Annotated in this window: 13 protein-coding genes; 10 read left to right on the top strand and 3 right to left on the bottom strand. The window is 68.8% G+C overall.

All coding sequences use genetic code 11. The features are described 5' to 3' along the window. Positions 1 to 212 precede the first annotated feature (212 nt). The 3 genes from AB0H37_RS31425 to AB0H37_RS31415 all read right to left on the bottom strand — a co-directional run bounded on the left by AB0H37_RS31425 (position 213) and on the right by AB0H37_RS31415 (position 2,655). A complete protein-coding gene (locus AB0H37_RS31425) occupies positions 213 to 686 on the bottom strand; it encodes a nuclear transport factor 2 family protein (RefSeq protein ID WP_360616606.1) in 474 nt (157 codons plus the stop codon). Positions 687 to 861: 175 nt separating this feature from the next. Then, positions 862 to 2,394 carry an AarF/UbiB family protein gene (locus AB0H37_RS31420; protein ID WP_360616605.1) on the bottom strand — a complete coding sequence of 511 codons (1,533 nt, stop codon included), beginning with the start codon at positions 2,392 to 2,394 and terminating at the stop codon, positions 862 to 864. A gap of 54 nt (positions 2,395 to 2,448) precedes the next feature. After that, positions 2,449 to 2,655, bottom strand: coding sequence for a hypothetical protein (locus AB0H37_RS31415; protein ID WP_329098134.1), 207 nt, complete (start codon positions 2,653 to 2,655; stop codon positions 2,449 to 2,451). A gap of 386 nt (positions 2,656 to 3,041) precedes the next feature. Between AB0H37_RS31415 and AB0H37_RS31410 the strand changes: the two genes are divergently transcribed. The 10 genes from AB0H37_RS31410 to AB0H37_RS31365 all read left to right on the top strand — a co-directional run bounded on the left by AB0H37_RS31410 (position 3,042) and on the right by AB0H37_RS31365 (position 16,663). Then, entirely contained in the window at positions 3,042 to 4,712 is a 1,671-nt protein-coding gene (locus AB0H37_RS31410; RefSeq protein WP_360616604.1) for a prenyltransferase/squalene oxidase repeat-containing protein, read from the top strand. A gap of 129 nt (positions 4,713 to 4,841) precedes the next feature. After that, complete coding sequence (locus tag AB0H37_RS31405) at positions 4,842 to 6,719, top strand: hypothetical protein (RefSeq protein ID WP_360616603.1); 1,878 nt, start codon at positions 4,842 to 4,844, stop codon at positions 6,717 to 6,719. A gap of 672 nt (positions 6,720 to 7,391) precedes the next feature. Further along, positions 7,392 to 8,669 carry a beta-ketoacyl-[acyl-carrier-protein] synthase family protein gene (locus AB0H37_RS31400; protein WP_360616602.1) on the top strand — a complete coding sequence of 426 codons (1,278 nt, stop codon included), beginning with the start codon at positions 7,392 to 7,394 and terminating at the stop codon, positions 8,667 to 8,669. Continuing rightward, positions 8,666 to 9,835 carry a beta-ketoacyl synthase N-terminal-like domain-containing protein gene (locus AB0H37_RS31395; protein WP_360616601.1) on the top strand — a complete coding sequence of 390 codons (1,170 nt, stop codon included), beginning with the start codon at positions 8,666 to 8,668 and terminating at the stop codon, positions 9,833 to 9,835. The genes AB0H37_RS31400 and AB0H37_RS31395 overlap by 4 nt, the downstream gene beginning before the upstream one ends. A gap of 38 nt (positions 9,836 to 9,873) precedes the next feature. After that, a complete protein-coding gene (locus AB0H37_RS31390; protein WP_179837914.1) occupies positions 9,874 to 10,146 on the top strand; it encodes an acyl carrier protein in 273 nt (90 codons plus the stop codon). A 123-nt stretch (positions 10,147 to 10,269) separates the two neighbouring features. Continuing rightward, positions 10,270 to 11,352 (top strand): methyltransferase, encoded by a 1,083-nt coding sequence (locus AB0H37_RS31385; protein ID WP_360616600.1) that lies wholly within the window; start codon positions 10,270 to 10,272, stop codon positions 11,350 to 11,352. A 219-nt stretch (positions 11,353 to 11,571) separates the two neighbouring features. Then, positions 11,572 to 12,432, top strand: a complete 861-nt coding sequence (locus AB0H37_RS31380; RefSeq protein ID WP_360616599.1) for a methyltransferase — start codon at positions 11,572 to 11,574, stop codon at positions 12,430 to 12,432. A 93-nt stretch (positions 12,433 to 12,525) separates the two neighbouring features. Beyond that, positions 12,526 to 13,575, top strand: a complete 1,050-nt coding sequence (locus tag AB0H37_RS31375; protein WP_360616598.1) for a ketoacyl-ACP synthase III family protein — start codon at positions 12,526 to 12,528, stop codon at positions 13,573 to 13,575. 49 nt (positions 13,576 to 13,624) lie between these two features. Further along, positions 13,625 to 14,920, top strand: coding sequence for a cytochrome P450 (locus tag AB0H37_RS31370; protein ID WP_360616597.1), 1,296 nt, complete (start codon positions 13,625 to 13,627; stop codon positions 14,918 to 14,920). 81 nt (positions 14,921 to 15,001) lie between these two features. Next, positions 15,002 to 16,663 (top strand): glycoside hydrolase family 13 protein, encoded by a 1,662-nt coding sequence (locus tag AB0H37_RS31365; RefSeq protein ID WP_360616596.1) that lies wholly within the window; start codon positions 15,002 to 15,004, stop codon positions 16,661 to 16,663. Positions 16,664 to 16,757 lie beyond the last annotated feature (94 nt).

Below are 16,757 nucleotides of genomic sequence, written 5' to 3'. Positions count from 1 at the left end.
CCGGGTGCTCACCAGTCGCCGGCCCGCGGCCAGGCCGGCTCCGGCGCGGTCGAGTGGCCGTGCGAGTCGTGCGGCTATCTCCCTGGCGTTACGCGGCAGACGTCACCGATCGGGGTGGCGGACATGCTGAAGAAACACGTCCACCTGACCCGTACTCTCACCCCAGCTGTCCGCGGTATCGGGGGGAGCCTTCAGTCTCGATGAGTAAGACCTCAGTGCAGGAGGGGTTCGCCAGAGAAGTAGCGAACTTCCAGGGTGAGTTGCGCGATGCGCCAGCCATCTGGAGTGCGGCGGAGTTTCCAGTAGTGCCATCCGGCTCCGTCGGCATGTCGTTGAGGGTCGTGCGCGTCGAACAAGTGTGCGGCGACGAAGGCGGACCGCGCGTCGGCGGTGTCGGCGTCCAGTGTGATCGCGTGGTTGGTGCTGAGATGGTGGGTGCCGGCGTATCGGCCGAGGTTGCCGGCGACGAACTCGGCCAGGCCCTCGCGTCCGCGGTGGGTGATGGTCTTGGCGACGAGCGGGGAGATGATGACCACGCCGTCTTCTGCGAAGTTCGCCGCGTAGCTCTTCCAGTCCTGGTCGTCGAGCGCGCGGGCGAAGTCGATGAGCAGATCGCTGATCGCCGCCCGGTCGACCAGCCATCGGAGTTGGTCGGCCGATCCGGTCGGCGGGTTCGTCGGTGGCATGATCCTGGCTACCTCCCGGCGGTCCGCCTGCGTCGGCGGACGCCTTCGTCCTCGGCGTGTCCGTACGAAGGGTGGTCGGATTGCGGGCGATGGGCTGATGATGCGAGCAGAGTGACGTGACGCCGGTTCTGGCTGGACCCCATACGAGCGGTTCCGCTCGGCGGCGGCCTTGGGTTCAACCGCCGAGAGTCCGCCGGATCAGGGTTTCGGCCGTGGCCGCGGCGGCCGTGGAACCGAGGGAGACATGGTGTTTCAGGCGCTGTCTCCGCCTCGGGCCGAGGGGGTCCCCCAGGTTGGTCCGGACGTTGAGGCCGAGTTGTCCGGTGGTCACGTCACCGAGGACGGACTGCATCTGGGAGGATGAATTGTTGAACGAGTAAACGAAGTCCAGGAGCATGTGCATTCCGTGGTCGACACCGAGGCTGTCCGCCAGGATCTCGCGAGCGATGTCATTCATCACCCTGCTCAACGCTTTGTCGAATTTGAGTTTGGGGTAGATGAATCGCACTGATCCTTCGATGTTCCCCATCGACTTGCCGATCAGTGAGATGAGCGGGCTGACCTGGATCCCGCGTTGGGTGGAGTAGCGGGCGATGGACATCAGGGCGACCCCGAGATTCAATTCTTCCAGGGTGGCGTTCGCCCAGTACGGGATCGTGTTCGACACATCGTTGGCGAAACGCGTGCTGTTGCTCCACGGCGTGAGCGATCCCAGTTTGATCCAGTCTCTCGCCAGGGCCGCCCCGTCGCCGCGCGCCATTCCGACGAGTCCCTTGAGCAGAATCAGGCTGGCATTTCGATCGATCTTTCCATACATCCCCCAGTCGATCACATGCGCCTTCCCGTTCTGATCAACAAGGATGTTGCCCGGGTGGGGGTCGGCATGGAAGGCCCGGTCGACGAAGTAGCCGCGGAACATGAAACCCATCAACTGGTAGGCGATCTCCTTGCGTTGCTTGTCCGTCAGATCGTCGTCCTTCAACCGGTTGATCGGCGTGCCGTCGACGAATGTCTGCACCAGCACGCGAGGCGTCGCCTCGATGACCTTGGGGACTTTGATCCGCTTGAAGTGCCTCGCGGCCTTGCGCGCGTCTTTCATGTTGCGTGCCTCGCGCGTGAAGTCCGCCTCGGCCTCCATCGCGGTGAACACCACTTCCATCATCGACTTGACGTCGATGACCTCGCACAAGTGCGGGGCCGCCCGGTGGATGAGGCCGGCGATCTTGCGCAACACCGCCATGTCGCCCAGCATGGCCGCAGACGTGCCGGGGCGCTGCACCTTCAGAACGCAGGGGCGCCCGTCGTTCCACACGGCGCGATAGACCTGGGCGACGGAGGCGGCGCCCAGTGGCCGCTCAGTGTTGATCTCCTGGAAGCACGAGCGCCAGTGACCACCCAGTTCGGCTTCGATGACGGGCTCGAATACCGAGAAGGGGTCGATGCGTGCCTGATCGTTGAGATTGGCCAACTCGTCCATCAGGTATTGGGGCATGATATCGGGCCTGGTCGCCAGTAGCTGCCCGAGTTTTATGTAGATCGGCCCCAAGTCTTCCAGCATCGACCGTAGCGCCTTCGCCCGCTCCTGCTGTCGCAGCCCGTCGGCGGGTGCCTGCGACCGGGCCAGCCGCGCCCGGAGGCTGCGCGTCGCCTCGTTGGCGGCCGATCGGGAAGCGATCTTGATCGTGCGGCTGGCCCTGCCTGCGGGCACGCGTTCTCCCTACCCGCCGGCGCGATCAGCCGACGGCACGGTGTTCGTCTCCGGCTACTTCTTCATGTCGGCGATCTGCTGGCTGAGCACGCTGATCTGCCCGGCGAGTTCGCGGATGTGCCGCTCGTTCCGCTTGGCCCGCTTCTTTCCACTCTTCTTCTTTTTCTTCACGCCGAGGCTCTTCCGCACGGCCTTGGCGTGCCTGTTACCGGACTTTTCGGAGCGTCTGATCATGTCGTCGAAGACGGACCTTCTTGCCACGACGTCACCTTTCGCACTGATATGGTCTTTGCCGCCGAGCCCACAAAGATCGCCAGTTCAGGCCGATCCTTTACCGGCGGAGCCTTGTCGAGTGCGAGTATGCATCGGGCCGCCCTGCGATTGTCAACACCCCGGCCAAGGCTTCACCCGCTTACGCCAAAGAAGACCACGACCGGACGGGATCGCTCGTCCCGAATGGCGCGATTTGGTTCTTATCTACTGAATCAGCGGCGGCCATAGAGCGTTATCCGATCAGAAAGGTGCTCATGGGCAGGTTGGACAGGGTGGTTCGGGCCGGCGCCGTCGCGGGTCCGACGCTCAGCCGGTGGGCGCCGGGCAGGGACGGCTACGAGAAGGCGGCCACTGCCGCATCCGGGGTGGAACCGATGCCGGCAACCGACAGAGCTGCGGCCGACCGGCTGCTGGCGCGAGCCGCCGTGGGCTCGGGCGTGCATCTGTCCCTGTCGGTCTACGAGACCGCCCGGCTTGTGCGCCTGGCGCCGTGGGTGTGGGGGCACCATGCGCGCATCGACTACCTGATGGCTCTGCAGCGCCGGGACGGCACCTGGGGCGGGCCCGATCTCTACGCCCTGGTGCCCACTCTCAGCGCGACGGAGGCACTGTTGCATCTGGCGTGTGCCCGGGACCGTTCGCCGATCAGGGCCGAACCCCGGACCGACGCCGCCGACCTCCTGGCGGCCGCCGCCGACCGCGGGCTTGGAGCATCGCGGCGTCTGCTCGGCAGAGCCTCCCGGCCGCGGCCTCGCACGCTTGGAGCCGACCTGCTCGTGCCGTACCTGGTCAACGAGATCAACAAGACGCTGCGCCCATGCGCGACCCCGGACACCCTTGGAAGCCTGCCGCGGCGACTAGGGCGCCATGCCGTGCTGCCGTCCCCTCACCAGGGCCGGGAGTGCGGGGCGGCCAAGGGGGCCGTGCCTTCGTCCTCCTCGACTCAGGGGCTGCCGTTCCTGGCAGGCCATTTCTGGGAAGACTCCGGCGGCCCGGCCCGCGAGACGGCCGCCGCGAGCCCGGTGGACGGGATGATCGGCTCGTCACCGGCGGCGACCGCGGCGTGGCTGGCACGTCGGCCGGCCGACGAACGCGACGGGCGGTGCGTGGGCGCGCTCGACGGCGTGGCGCGCGTGCACGGGGGCCCCGTGCCCAGCCTGTGGCCGGTGACCGGCTACGAGCAGGTCAAGCTGGTGGCCACGCTGGTCCGCGCAGGACTGGGTGCCGCGGTGCCGACCTCCCTGCGGGAGCGGTTGCGGTGGCAGGCGACCGGCGGGACCGGCGAGGCGCCCCGCGAGGTGACCGGAGACTGCGGGGCCGTGAGCACCGCGCTGTACGCCCTCGCCGAACTCGGCGAGCTGGGCGAGCGGTGCCCCGTGGAGGTTCTGCGGCGCTTCGAGACCGCGACCCATTTCCAGCGCTGGCCCGGGGACCCGGTCTGCTCGCCCGTCGCCAACGCTCACGTGCTCGAGGCGTTCGGCGCCCATGCCGCGGCCCGTCCCGGTCACCGTCCGCGTCACGCGCCGGTCATCTCCAAGATCACACGCTGGTTGTGCGGCCGTCAGCAGCTGAGCGGCCGCTGGGAGGATCCGGGCCACGCCTCGCCTTACTACGCCACGTCCCACATCTCGGTGGCCTTGAGCCGCTTCGGCTGCCGCGGCGCTTCCTCCGCGGTCGCCCGCGCGGCCTGGTGGGTCCGAGCCACCCAGCGGCCCGACGGGTCCTGGGGGGTGTGGAGGGGAACCGCCGAGGAGACCGCGTACGCCTTGCAGACGCTGCTGGCGGCGCCGCACCAGATCTCACAGGACCTGCTGGCCAGGGGCGCCGCCGCTCTGCAGCGCCTGGCCGCTGCCGGGACGGGGCACCCGCCGTTGTGGCACGGCAAGGACCTCTACGCCCCCGCCGCCGTCATCGACGCGGCGATCCTGGCGGTGACCTGCCGACTGCGCCGCCATTTCCCGCTTACCAGCCGTGCTTATTCTCTTTCCCCGATTCACGTGGAGCACAGCGGCTCCGACTGCACAGAGCCGCTGGTCGGCCCGTGAGTACCCCCCGTGCGGTCGCGCGAGCCCCGAGCCCGTCCCGCACCGAGCCCTCCGGTTGCGCTACGGAAAGGATCAATTACTCCGTGTTAGCCTCCTTCCCGATGTCCCCCCGCAGCGTGGAAGGATCTCATGTCCCCTCGTAATGCCGACCCCGCCGCGGTCGCCTCCCCCACCGCGACCGGCGCCGATCTACGTGACCAGCCGACGTCATCGCTCCCCCAGTTCCCCACGCTGCAGGACGTGCCCCAACAGGTCGCCCTGATCAACGGCGGCTTCGAGGAGCCGAAGATCACCGGTGGGAACCAGATGCTGCACGACGCCACCCGGCCCGGTGATGGCTCGGTACCCGGCTGGCAGACGACGGCCTCCGACCACGTGATCGAGATCTGGCACAGCCGCAGGGGCGTGCCCGCGGCGGGCGGCGAACAGTTCGCCGAGCTCAACGCCAACGAGTCCTCCGCCCTGTACCAGGACCTGGAGACCACACCCGGCACCACGCTGTACTGGAGCCTGCGGCACCGCGGCCGCGAGGGCGACGACACGATGTCGGTGAAGATCGGCCGACCGGACAGAAGGCCGAACAAGACCTGGACCTTCACCGACGGAACCGCCGAATGGGTGCCGCACGCCGACTCCTACAAGGTCCCGGCGGGACAGACGGTGACCCGGTTCGCGTTCGAGGCCGGCAGAACCGCCACCGGCAATCCCACCGTCGGCAACTTCCTCGACGACATCGTCTTCGGCACCGCCCCCTGCGTGGTGGTGACCGCCGCCGCTGAGCCGGAGTCCGCCGCCGTCGGCGACACCATCACCTATACCGTCAACCTGAAGAACCACGGCGGCATCCCCGCCGAGAACCTCATCCTGCGCGACGCCGTCCCTGCCGGGACCAGCTACGTGCCCGGATCCCTGAAGCTCGAGAACGGGCCGGGTCAGAGCAGCGGCAACGGCTGGTACGACTCGACCACCGGTCAGCTCACCCTGCCGCTGGGCCAGGGCGCCACCGCCGCCCAAGGCGGCACCCTGCCCTCCACCGTCGACCTGCCCGATGGCGTCAACGCCCAGTTCCAGGTCCAGGTGGAGCGCGAGGGTGCCGGTCGAACGATCTCCCAGCAGGCCACCGCCACCTACGACGGCGCCCGTGGTGACGCCGAAGAGCACCTGACCTCCACCTCCAACCCCACCTCCGTGGCCGTCGCGCCCGCGGCCGACGGGGAGGCTGCCGAAGGGGAGGCGGGCCGACTCGCCGCGACCATGGTCACCGACCCGGTGTCGGCCACGGTCGGCGAGGACGTCACCTTCCACCTGGCGGTGAGCAACCACGGCCCCGCCCAGGCCACCGGTGTCATCGTCACCGTCCAATTCTCGGCGGACCTTGAGTTCGTGTCGGCCGCCGGGACGGGGACGTACGGCCGGCCCCCCGGCGAGTGGGCGATCGGGGACCTCCCCGCAGGCGATACCGCTGAGTTGCAGTTGCACACCACGGCCACGGCACCGGGCGCGCTGTCCGTTACCGCCATCGTCACCACCGACCGGGCCGGGGTGCCCGACCGGATCACCCACGTCATCGCGACCGCGGCCGTCGCAGTGTGCAGCCATGCGAAATCCGCCTGCGCCGCTCACGGGGAAGGCGGCGCCCCCGCCACCCAGACCGGCGCGGACGCCGACCTGCCACTTTCGGGTGACGCGGTGCAGATGGTGGTGGCGCAAGCGCGCCAGGACCAGACCGCGTTCACTGTCTGCGTGCCTGGCCGTACCGTCCACCTCATGGCGCCGGCGAACACCGGCCTCTGCCAGTTCGGCTGCGCCTACGACGGTTGGCACGAGCAGACGGCGCATTCTCGTTCGGTGCTCTTCCCCGCTGTTGCGGACGCCTCTCATGCCATGTGGCACGGGAAGAAGGGCAGCAAGAAACGGGCCAAGCATCACCGGCGTTTCCTGCGTGAACTGGCCTCGCAGGTTCACGCGCTCAGCCGGCAACTTGCCGAGATGAACAACGACCGGTGACGCGGTCGGTCGCAGATCGCACCGCTCAGGTCAGGAGCACCGGCGCCGGGTGAGATATCAGGAGCGGCGCGCCCCGGACGCAGTCGGCATCGGGATATTCGATACGGCGGAGGCGGTTTCGCAACTCCCGGCGCTACTGCGAGATGGAAGGCCCACCAGGATCTGGCCGACCATCACGCGATGGGGTGACAACGGCGGCAGGAAGCCCTTGATCGCGGCCCGGAAGCAGCCATACGGCCGGACACGGCCGCCTCCGGTGCGAAATCCCTAGGGACCGTCTTCGCAAGAGACCGGATCGGCGATACCCCTTTGCCGCGGCCGGGTCTTGCGCGGCGGGGGCCGGGCCGCCAATTCAGTGAGCCCCGGTCAGGAACGTCCGCGCCGGGAAGGAACCCGCAACGAGGACGCGTCGAATTCGGCGTTCCTGTTGTTCTCCCCGCGGCTTCCTGCTCTCGGCACGCCTTTCCGAGCATCGGCTCCCGCCGGCGGCATTCACAGCGAATCGCGCCACACGATCTACTACGTTCCGAGTAGCCGTTTGTATCCGTAAAGCAACTCTCCGTAGTGCTAGCGTGCTCGTTGTTGCAAGCGCGACAACGGCACAAGCGCTGCCGACCCATCCAACTAGTGGGGGAAAATCGTGCGTCGTCATCTACATTTCGGAAGCCATCGATGAGCGGGGCGGCGCCCCGCCGCGTGGTCGTCACGGGACTGGGGGCGGTGACACCGGCGGGAATCGGCACCGGACCGTTCTGGGACTTGATCATTCATGGCGACTCCGCCATTCGGAAGATATCCTGCTTCGACGCGACGGAGTTTCGTAGCAAGGTCGCCGGAGAATGCGACTTCGATCCGCAGGCACACGGCATCGACCCGGCCGAGGCGCACCGACTGGACCGCGCGGGCCAGTTCGCCTACGTCGCGGCCCGGCAGGCGATCGCCGACAGCGGACTCGACCTGGACCGGTTCCCCAAGGACCGGATCGGGGTCTCGATGGGCAGCGCCCTGGGCCGGGTCAGTTCCTTCGACCACTGGACCGCCCGGCGCACCACCAACCGCTTCGCCATGGCCCTCGGGGGCTCCGACGGCAGGGGGCGGCCCCTTTCCGAGGCGGAGCCGAGCGTGATCGCACAGGTGGTCGCGCAGCAGGCGGGCGCGCGCGGGCCGGTGCGCGTGGTGAGCAACGGCTGCACCTCCGGGCTGGACGCGGTGTCCCACGGCGTGCAGCTGATCGAGGACGGGCAGGCCGATGTCGTGATCGCCGGGGGCAGCGAAGCACCCCTGACACCGGTCGCGGTCTCGTCGATGGACGCCATCCGGGCCACATCCGCCTACGACGGCGACCCGGCGGAGGCGTGCCGCCCGTTCGACCGCAACCGCGACGGCATGGTGGTCGCCGAGGCCGCGGGCGTCCTGGTCCTGGAGGAGGCCGGCAGTGCCCGCAACCGGGGCGCGGTGGTCCTGGCCGAGATGCTCGGCTGCGGACACCGCGCCAACGCGCACCACATGACCGGCCTGGAGGCAGAGGGATCCGACCTGGCCGACGCCGTCCAGGAAGCACTGCACACCGCCAAGGTTGCGGCGGACGACGTCGACTACGTCAACGCCCACGGAACCGCGACCGGGCACAACGACGAACACGAGACGGCGGCGCTCAAACAGGCGCTGGGATCGCGAGCCTTCACCGTCCCGATCAGCTCGATCAAGTCGATGGTCGGTCACGCGCTCGGTGCGGCCGGCGCGATCGAGCTGATCGCCTGCGCCATGGCCATCCGCGACAACCTCATCCCGCCCACGGCCAACCTGTACGACCCCGATCCGAAGTGCGACCTGGACTACGTGCCCCTGATCGGACGCGAGCACCGCACCGACATCGCGCTGTGCACCGGCAGCGGTTTCGGCGGCCTCCAGACAGCGATCTTGATGGGCGCCCCCGGAGGTGGCCGATGATGAGCTCGGCGAAGATCGTCGTCACGGGACTCGGTGTGCTGAGCCCGACCGGTCTCGGGCACGCCGACTTCTGGAAAGCGGCCCTGGCCTGCGACACCACCCGACTCACCAACGGGCGGCAGGCCTCGCTGACCAGCTCCTTCGAACCGGCGGCCCACATCCCCGCTCAGTTGCTGCCCCAGACCGCCCGGGTCACCCAGATGACGCTGGCCGGTACGGACTGGGCACTGGCCGACGCCAAGCTCGTGCTGTCCGATGTCCCGGCCGAAGGCCGAAGCACCGTGTTCGCCAATGCCTTCGGCGGCACCGACTACGTCGGGCAGGAACTGCACAAGCTCTGGACACTGGGTCCCGGGCACGTCAAGCCCTACCTGTCCTACGCCTGGTTCTACGCCGCCAACTCCAGCCAGGCGTCCATCCGGCACGACGCCCACGGCCCCGCCTGGACGCTGGTCAGCGGGCAAGCGGGTGGACTGGACGCCATCGCGCAGGCGTGCCGCCACCTCCGCAGGGGCGGCCACATCGCCATGACCGGCGCCTTCGATTCCTTCCTGGATCCGGTCGGACAGGAAGTGGCGACCGCGTACCTTGCCGACGCGGACGCACAGCCCCCGCGAAGCCCGGAGGCGAGCCGGCTGATCGGAGAAGGAGGCGCCGCCCTCGTCCTCGAATCGCACACGGCCCAACGGCGGCTGTCCGCCCCCTACGGACAGATCAAAGGCTACGGAACCTCCTTCGACCCGGTGACACCACGGCCAGGCGACTCGGGGCTGGAACGCGCGACCCGCGCCGCCCTCGCCGACGCGCAGGTCGACCCCGCCGACATCGACGTGATCTTCGCCGACGGCACCGTCCCCTACCTGGACGACATCGAGACGGCGGCCATCACCGAGATCTTCACCGACCACCCGGTGCCGGTGACCTCACCCAAGACCCTCACCGGGAAGATGGGCGCCGGCGGAGCCGCCCTCGACGTCGCCACCGCGCTTCTGGCGCTGCACCACCAGGTCATCCCCCCGACCGCGAGGCGGGGGAGCATTCCGCCGCCGCGGGGCATCGACATGGTCTACGACCGTCCCCGCGAGACCCCGCTGAGCAACACCCTGGTCCTGGCCCGCGGCCACGGCGGCCACAACTCGGCCATCGTGGTCGGCGCCCTGGACTGACCCGCACACCACGTCTGCGCCTAGAAAGGGCACCGGCCATGGAAACAGACGCCCGGCTGAACGAGAAGGACCTCATCGACATGCTGCCGACGGACGGCGCACCCGCGCCCGCCCACGACAGCGAGACGACCGGCAGCCGCAGCCTCGCCGATTTCGGATACGACTCGATCGCGATGGCCGACCTGATGTCCCAGATCGAGCTCCGCTACGAGGTCAAGCTCCCCGATCCCCTGCTCGGCGAACTGCTCAAGGTCAGCATCACCCAGGCCACCAGCCTGATCAACCAGCACATCACGGCCGCGGCCGGGTGACACCGGGCCCGACCCGCGTGCGGCGCTCGCGGCCATGCGAGCACACCCGGCAACGGCTCCCGGAGGCGATGACCCAGTGCCATCGCCGAACGGGACGTCGCGAACCAGAGGAAATCAGTGACCGTGGAAACACAACCACCCGGCTCCATCAAGGACCTGATGGAGATCTGCACCGGCTTCTGGGCGTTCAAGTCCATCGTCAGCGCGCAGGAACTCGGCCTCTTCGAGATCCTGCACGAGGCCGGCGCCCAACCGATCAGTGACCTGGCACGGCGGCTCGACGTGCAGGAACGGCCCGCGGAAACGCTGCTGACCGCCTTGGCCTCGCTCGGACTGCTCAAGGTCGACGACGGCCGGTACGGCAACAGCCCGCTCGCCGAGACCTACCTGGTCAGGGGCGGTAGGTACTACTTCGGCGGTTGGATCGCCCATCTCGACCAACGCAACTACCCCGGGTGGGCCCATCTGACCGAAGCGATACGAACCAACCGCCCCATGGGCTGGCAATCCGGCCACGAAGCGGAAACCCCCTTCGACATCGTCGACCCGGAGCTGACCTCCCAGTTCCAGGACGGGATGCACTCCCTCTCCCGGCACTCGGCGGCCTCAGCCGCCCAGCGGATCGACCTGTCGGGCGCCCGGACGCTGCTCGACGTCGGCGGCGGAACCGGGGCCTGGGCCATCGAGCTCGCCTCGGCGAACCCGCAGCTGACGATCACCATCTACGACCTGCCGCCCGTGTGCGACCTGGCCCGGGCCAAGATCGAGGCGGAGGGGCTGAGCAGCCGGATCAGCACGATCTGCGGGGACTTCCGCACCCAGGAGTTGCCGTCGGGATACGACACCGTTCTGCTCTCGATGATCCTGCACGACTGGACGCCCGACGAGTGCCTCCGGCTCCTGAACAAATGCCACCGGGCGCTGGCACCCGGCGGCCGGGCGATCATCAGCGAGCTGCTCGTCGACGACGACAAGTCCGGGCCCGCCGATGCGGCGCTGATGAGCCTCAACATGCTCGTGGCCACCCAGGGCCGCAACTACACCGCCGCCGAGTACAACGCCTGGCTGCTGGAAGCGGGGTTCGAAGCGCCGGAACTGGAGCCGATCGACACCCCTTCCTGCAACGGCCTGATCTCGGCGCGCAAGAAGGCCCCCGTCGACGGTTCGCCGGCAGGACGACACGTCGTCGACACGTCCGCCTCCTAACAGGCGCAGACCAGCCCGAGAGCCAGGGCACATCCGAGAAGACGAGTACGGAGGACCGGAATGGAACCAGCTCAGGACAGCATCGCCGCCGCGACGATCATCCTCGATCAGACCGTCGGGATGTACCGGACCGCAGCCCTCGCCGTCGCTGCCAGAGCCGGCGTCGCCGACCACCTGGACCGGCCGCGAACGGTCGTCGAACTGGCCGAGAGGACCGGCGTGAACGCCGCGGCGCTGCGCCGGGTCCTCCGCATGCTCGCCTCCCAGGACATCTTCCGGGAAGACGACCAGGGCCTGTACCACCTGACGCCCGCGGCCGAATTCCTTCGCTCCGGCGCGAGCCGGTCACTCCGCGACGCCGTGATCATGTTCTCCGAAGACTACATGTGGAGATCGGCCGGCCACCTGACCGCCGCGGTGGAGACGGGATCCAGTTCCTTCGAACAGCTGTACGGCAAGCCCTTCTTCGAATGGCTGGGCGCGACCCCCGACGCCGCCTCGACATTCCACGCGTCGATGGTTCAACTCTCCGAAACGGGCATCGAAAGAATCATCGATGCCTATGACTTTCCTGCCACGGGAACCGTGGTCGACGTCGGCGGGGGACGTGGCGCGCTGCTCCGCGAGATCCTCGAGAAGAACCAGCACCTGAACGGCGTTCTCCAAGACGACCGGAGCGCGCTGCGCGAGCACGTCCTCGACACGCCGCAGACGGCCGACCGCTGGCGCCTGGAAGAGGGGAGCTTCTTCGAGTCGGTCCCTGTCGGCGGAAACGTCTACGTCCTCAAGCACATCATCCACAACTGGGACGACGAGCAGTCCACCGCCATCCTGAGGAACTGCCGGTCGGCGATGAAGGACGACGCCCGCGTACTGATCATCGACCCGGTTCTGCCGGAACCCGGCAACCCTCACTTCGGCTGGGCCCTCGACCTGGTCATGTTGAGCACCCTCACCGGCAAGGAACGCACCCGCCAGGAATTCGAAGCGATACTCAACGGCGCGGGCCTGCGCATCAGCAACATATTCCCCGTGCAGACGCTCGGAGAGTACTCGATCATCGAGGCCGTCGCGGCGTAAGGAAGGGCATCCCAGGCCCCGCGGCCACCGGCACGGCCATCCGCAGGGGCCGCACTTCCCGGTACTCCCTGTAAGGGGCATGGAGGGTGCTCGGTGAGCGAGCCAAACATCTACATCGCGGCCTGCGCGACCTGGCTGCCGCCATTGCTTCCGGTCGCGCAGGCCGTCGCCGACGGTCAATGCGACGAGAAACTCGCACAGCGCACGGGAATGGTGTCGGTCGCTGTGGCCGGCACCGAGGCGGCACCGGAAATGGCGGGCAGGGCCGCTCGGATCGCGCTGCGGCGGGCGCGCTACGACGGCGCGGACATCGCATTGATCCTGCATGCGAACTTCTTCTACCAGGGCCATGACGTGTGGGCCCCGGCGTCGTACGTCCAACGTGTCGCCGTGGGGAATGACTGCCCGGCGGTGGAGATACGCCAGGCGTCCAACGGCGGCATGGCCGCGGTCGATCTGGCGCGCGCCTTCCTGATCGCCGGTCCCGGCCGCGAGGCCGCGCTGGTGACCACGGGCGACAAGTTCAGCCCGCCCGCCTTCGACCGGTGGCGAAGCGACCCGGGAACCGTGTACGCCGACGGCGGGACCGCGCTCGCGCTGTCCCGGCGGAGGGGATTCGGGCTGCTGCGAAGCCTGGTGACGGTCAGCGACCCAGAACTGGAGGGCATGCACCGCGGCGACGACTCCTTCGGGCCCGCTCCGTTGAGCGCGCGCTCCATCGTCGACCTCGATGCATGCCAGCGTGACTTCCTCGCGAGTGCCGGAATGCGACGCGTGGCGGCGCGCGTGTGCGCGGGCCAGGAAGCGGTGCTCACCAAGGCGCTGGCGCAAGCGGAAGTCGAGCTCGCGGACATCGACCGCGTCGTCCTTCCCCACCTGGGCCTCCACCGGCTCAACGGCAGCTACCTGCGAAGACTCGGCCTCAGGCCGGAGATCACCACCTGGCCGTGGAGTCGGCACATCGGGCACCTCGGCGCCGGAGACCCCTTCGCCGGACTGGAGCACCTGATGCTGACCGGCGCACTCGGCGCCGGGGACCGGTGCCTGGTCATCAGCGTCGGCGCCGGCTTCACTTGGACGGCCGCCGTGATCGACATCCTGGAGCGCCCGACCTGGGCCGACCACGAGGCGAGATCGCCGTGAAGCCCCGTCGTGTCCGACGCCGTCCGGTCCACAACATTGGAGGCAGACAGTGACACACATCGACGCCCAGACCAGCGACCGGCAACAGTCGGCTCCGATCGTCACCATCGACCCCCTCGGCGCCGACCCGCATGCCGAGATGGCCCGGCTGCGCGCCGCCGGTCCGGTCGTGCGAACGGTGCTACCCGGCCTGCCCGACACCGTGCACGCCTGGATGGTCACCCGCCAGGACCTGCTCAGCCGGCTCAGCCGGCACCCCGCCGTGTCCCGGGTCGCGCACCGGCACTGGGCCGCCTACCGCGACGGCCTCATCCCCGCCGACTGGCCCCTGGCGGGCATGTTCATCGGCCTGACCAACATGTTCTTCCTCGACGACCCCGAACACCAGCATCACCGCCGAATGATCAGCTCGGTGTTCACCGCCAAACGCGTGGAACGGTTGAGCGCCGACATCACCCGCATCGTCCGGCACGCCTTGGACGCCCTGCCCGGACGCCGCGGCCCGGACGGCGCCGTCGACCTGCGCGCCCACTACGCCTACACGGTCCCCATGGGCGTCATCTGCCACCTGCTCGGCATCCCCGAATCCATGCGGCCGCAATTCCGGAACCTGGTCGACACGCTGCTCCGCACCGATGCCAAGACCGCGCAGGACGCCGCCGCCCTCGAACAGGGCCGCCTGGATCTGCTGGACGAACTGGTCGAACTCCGCCGCGCCCGCCCCGGTACCGATCTGACCAGCAGCCTGATCACCGTGCGCGACAACGGCGGCGGCACTCTGCTCCACCGGCAGCTGCTCGACACCCTGTGGTCACTGGTGATCGCCGGGCACGAGACCACCCTCAATCTGATCACCAACGCGGTCCGCGCCCTGCTCACCCACCCCGATCAGCTGGCTCACGCCAAAGCACTCCCACCCGACGGCTGGAGCGCCGTGGTGGAGGAGACCCTGCGGTGGGACGGTGTGATCAACTATCTGGTGGCCGGCTACACCACCGACACGATCCCCATCGGCGGCGTCAGCATTCCGCCCGGGCAGCTCCTGGTCAGCCTGTACGCCGGCATCGGCCGCGACCCCGACCTCTACGGTTCCACCGCCGACCGGTACGACATCACCCGCGTCGTCTCCCAGCAGGTGGCCTTCGGTACCGGGAGCCACTACTGCCTCGGCGCGCCTCTGGCCCGCCTCGAATCCCGCATCGCGCTGTGCGAACTGTTCAGCCGCCATCCCGAGGTGCGGCTCGCCGTGCCCGACGGCGACCTCCGGCAAGTCCCCTCCATGTTCACCAACAGCCCCCGCGCACTGCCCGTCCACATCGACGTTCACGCAGACTCGCATCGTTGAGCGGGCAGGCGGTCGCGGCGGAGATCACGTTGATCGGTCACCTCCAGTGCGTATCAAATGGATCTCCAGACGGTCCCTCGTATGGATCTGTCATCGAGACCTCCTTCACCGACGCGCGGGGTGCGACGCCCTGCGGAGTCCTCCAGCCCTCCGGTGGGCGATACACGCTGGTGGCGTGACGCGGTCATCTACCAGATCTATGTACGCAGCTTCGCCGACGCCGACGGGGACGGCATCGGCGACCTGGCCGGAGTCCGCGACCGGCTTCCCTATCTGGCCTCGCTCGACGTGGACGCATTGTGGATCACGCCGTTCTACGAGTCGCCGATGGTCGACGGCGGCTACGACGTCACGAACTACCGCTCGGTGGACCCGACGTTCGGCACGCTCGCCGACGCCGCGGACCTGATCGAGGACGCGCACGGCCTGGGGCTGCGCGTCATCGTTGACATCGTGCCCAACCACACCTCCGACCAGCACGTCTGGTTCCAGGAGGCGCTGGCCGCCGGGATCTCCGGTCCGGCGCGGGAGCGCTACGTCTTCCGGCCGGGACGAGGAGCCGCCGGCGAACTGCCGCCCAACGACTGGGAGTCGGTCTTCGGTGGTCCCGCGTGGACCCGGCTGCCCGACGGGCAGTGGTACCTGCACCTGTTCGCTCCGCAGCAGCCCGACCTGAACTGGGAGCACCCGGACGTGCGCGCCGAGTTCGACGACGTCCTGCGATTCTGGCTGGACCTGGCGGTCGACGGATTCCGCATCGACGTGGCGCACGGCATGGTCAAGGCGGCAGGGCTGCCCGACGTCGGTGACGCGCCGCAGTCGCGGCTGCTGGGACGCGGCAAGGTGCCGTACTTCGACCAGGACGGGGTGCACGAGATCCATCGAGGCTGGCGACGGCTGCTCGACTCCTACCCCGGAGAGCGGATCGGGGTCGCGGAGGCATGGGCGCCCTCGCTCGATCGGCTGGCCAACTACGTACGGCCGGACGAGCTGCACCAGGTTTTCAACTTCGACTACATGAGAACCGACTGGGACGCCGGTGCACTGCGCTCGGTGATCGAGAGGTCCCTGGCCTCGGCCGGCTCCGTCGGCGCACCCACCACCTGGGTGCTGTCCAACCACGACGTCCAGCGGCATGTCACCCGCTACGGCGACGGCGACCTCGGACAGCGGCGGGCCCGAGCGGCGGCGCTGCTCACCCTGGCGTTGCCCGGTTCGGCGTACGTGTATCAGGGAGAGGAGCTCGGTCTGCCCGAGGTGCTCGACATCCCGGCCGAGCTGCTGACCGACCCGCAGCTGGAGAGCATCAAGGGCGGCCGGGACGGTTGCCGGGTTCCACTGCCGTGGTCGGGCTACGAGCCCCCGTTCGGGTTCGGGTCGGGCGGTGGCTGGCTGCCGTCGCCGGCCGAATGGAAGTCGCTCACCGTGGAGGCGCAGCGGGACGACGACGCTTCCATGCTGACCCTCTACCGCCAAGCCCTCCGGATCCGGCGCGACCATCCGGCTCTGGGCGACGGCGAGCTGCGCTGGCTGGACGAGCCGCCGGGTTGCCTGGTATTCGAGCGCACCGGTCATTCCGGCGGCCCGCGCATGCTGTGCGCGGTGAACACCGGCGACCAGAGCATCCCGTTCTCGGCCCCCGGCTCGCTCCTGCTGAGCAGCGGGCCGATCCGTACGGCAGGACGGAACGCGATCCTCCCGCCCGACACGGCCGCCTGGTGGAGCGTCACGCCGGAGGACTAGGTGATGTCTTCGGGGAGGAGGGTGGCGAGTTGTTCGGTGGTGAGCTGGGCGCCGGTGTTGGCGAGTTGTTCGGTGCGGCGTGCGTGGGCGGTCA

This window comes from Actinomadura sp. NPDC023710 (assembly GCF_040639875.1).
Taxonomy (GTDB): domain Bacteria; phylum Actinomycetota; class Actinomycetes; order Streptosporangiales; family Streptosporangiaceae; genus Spirillospora; species Spirillospora citrea.
The sequence above is the reverse complement of the archived record's forward strand: the minus strand, read 5'-3'. Positions and strand labels throughout refer to the sequence as shown.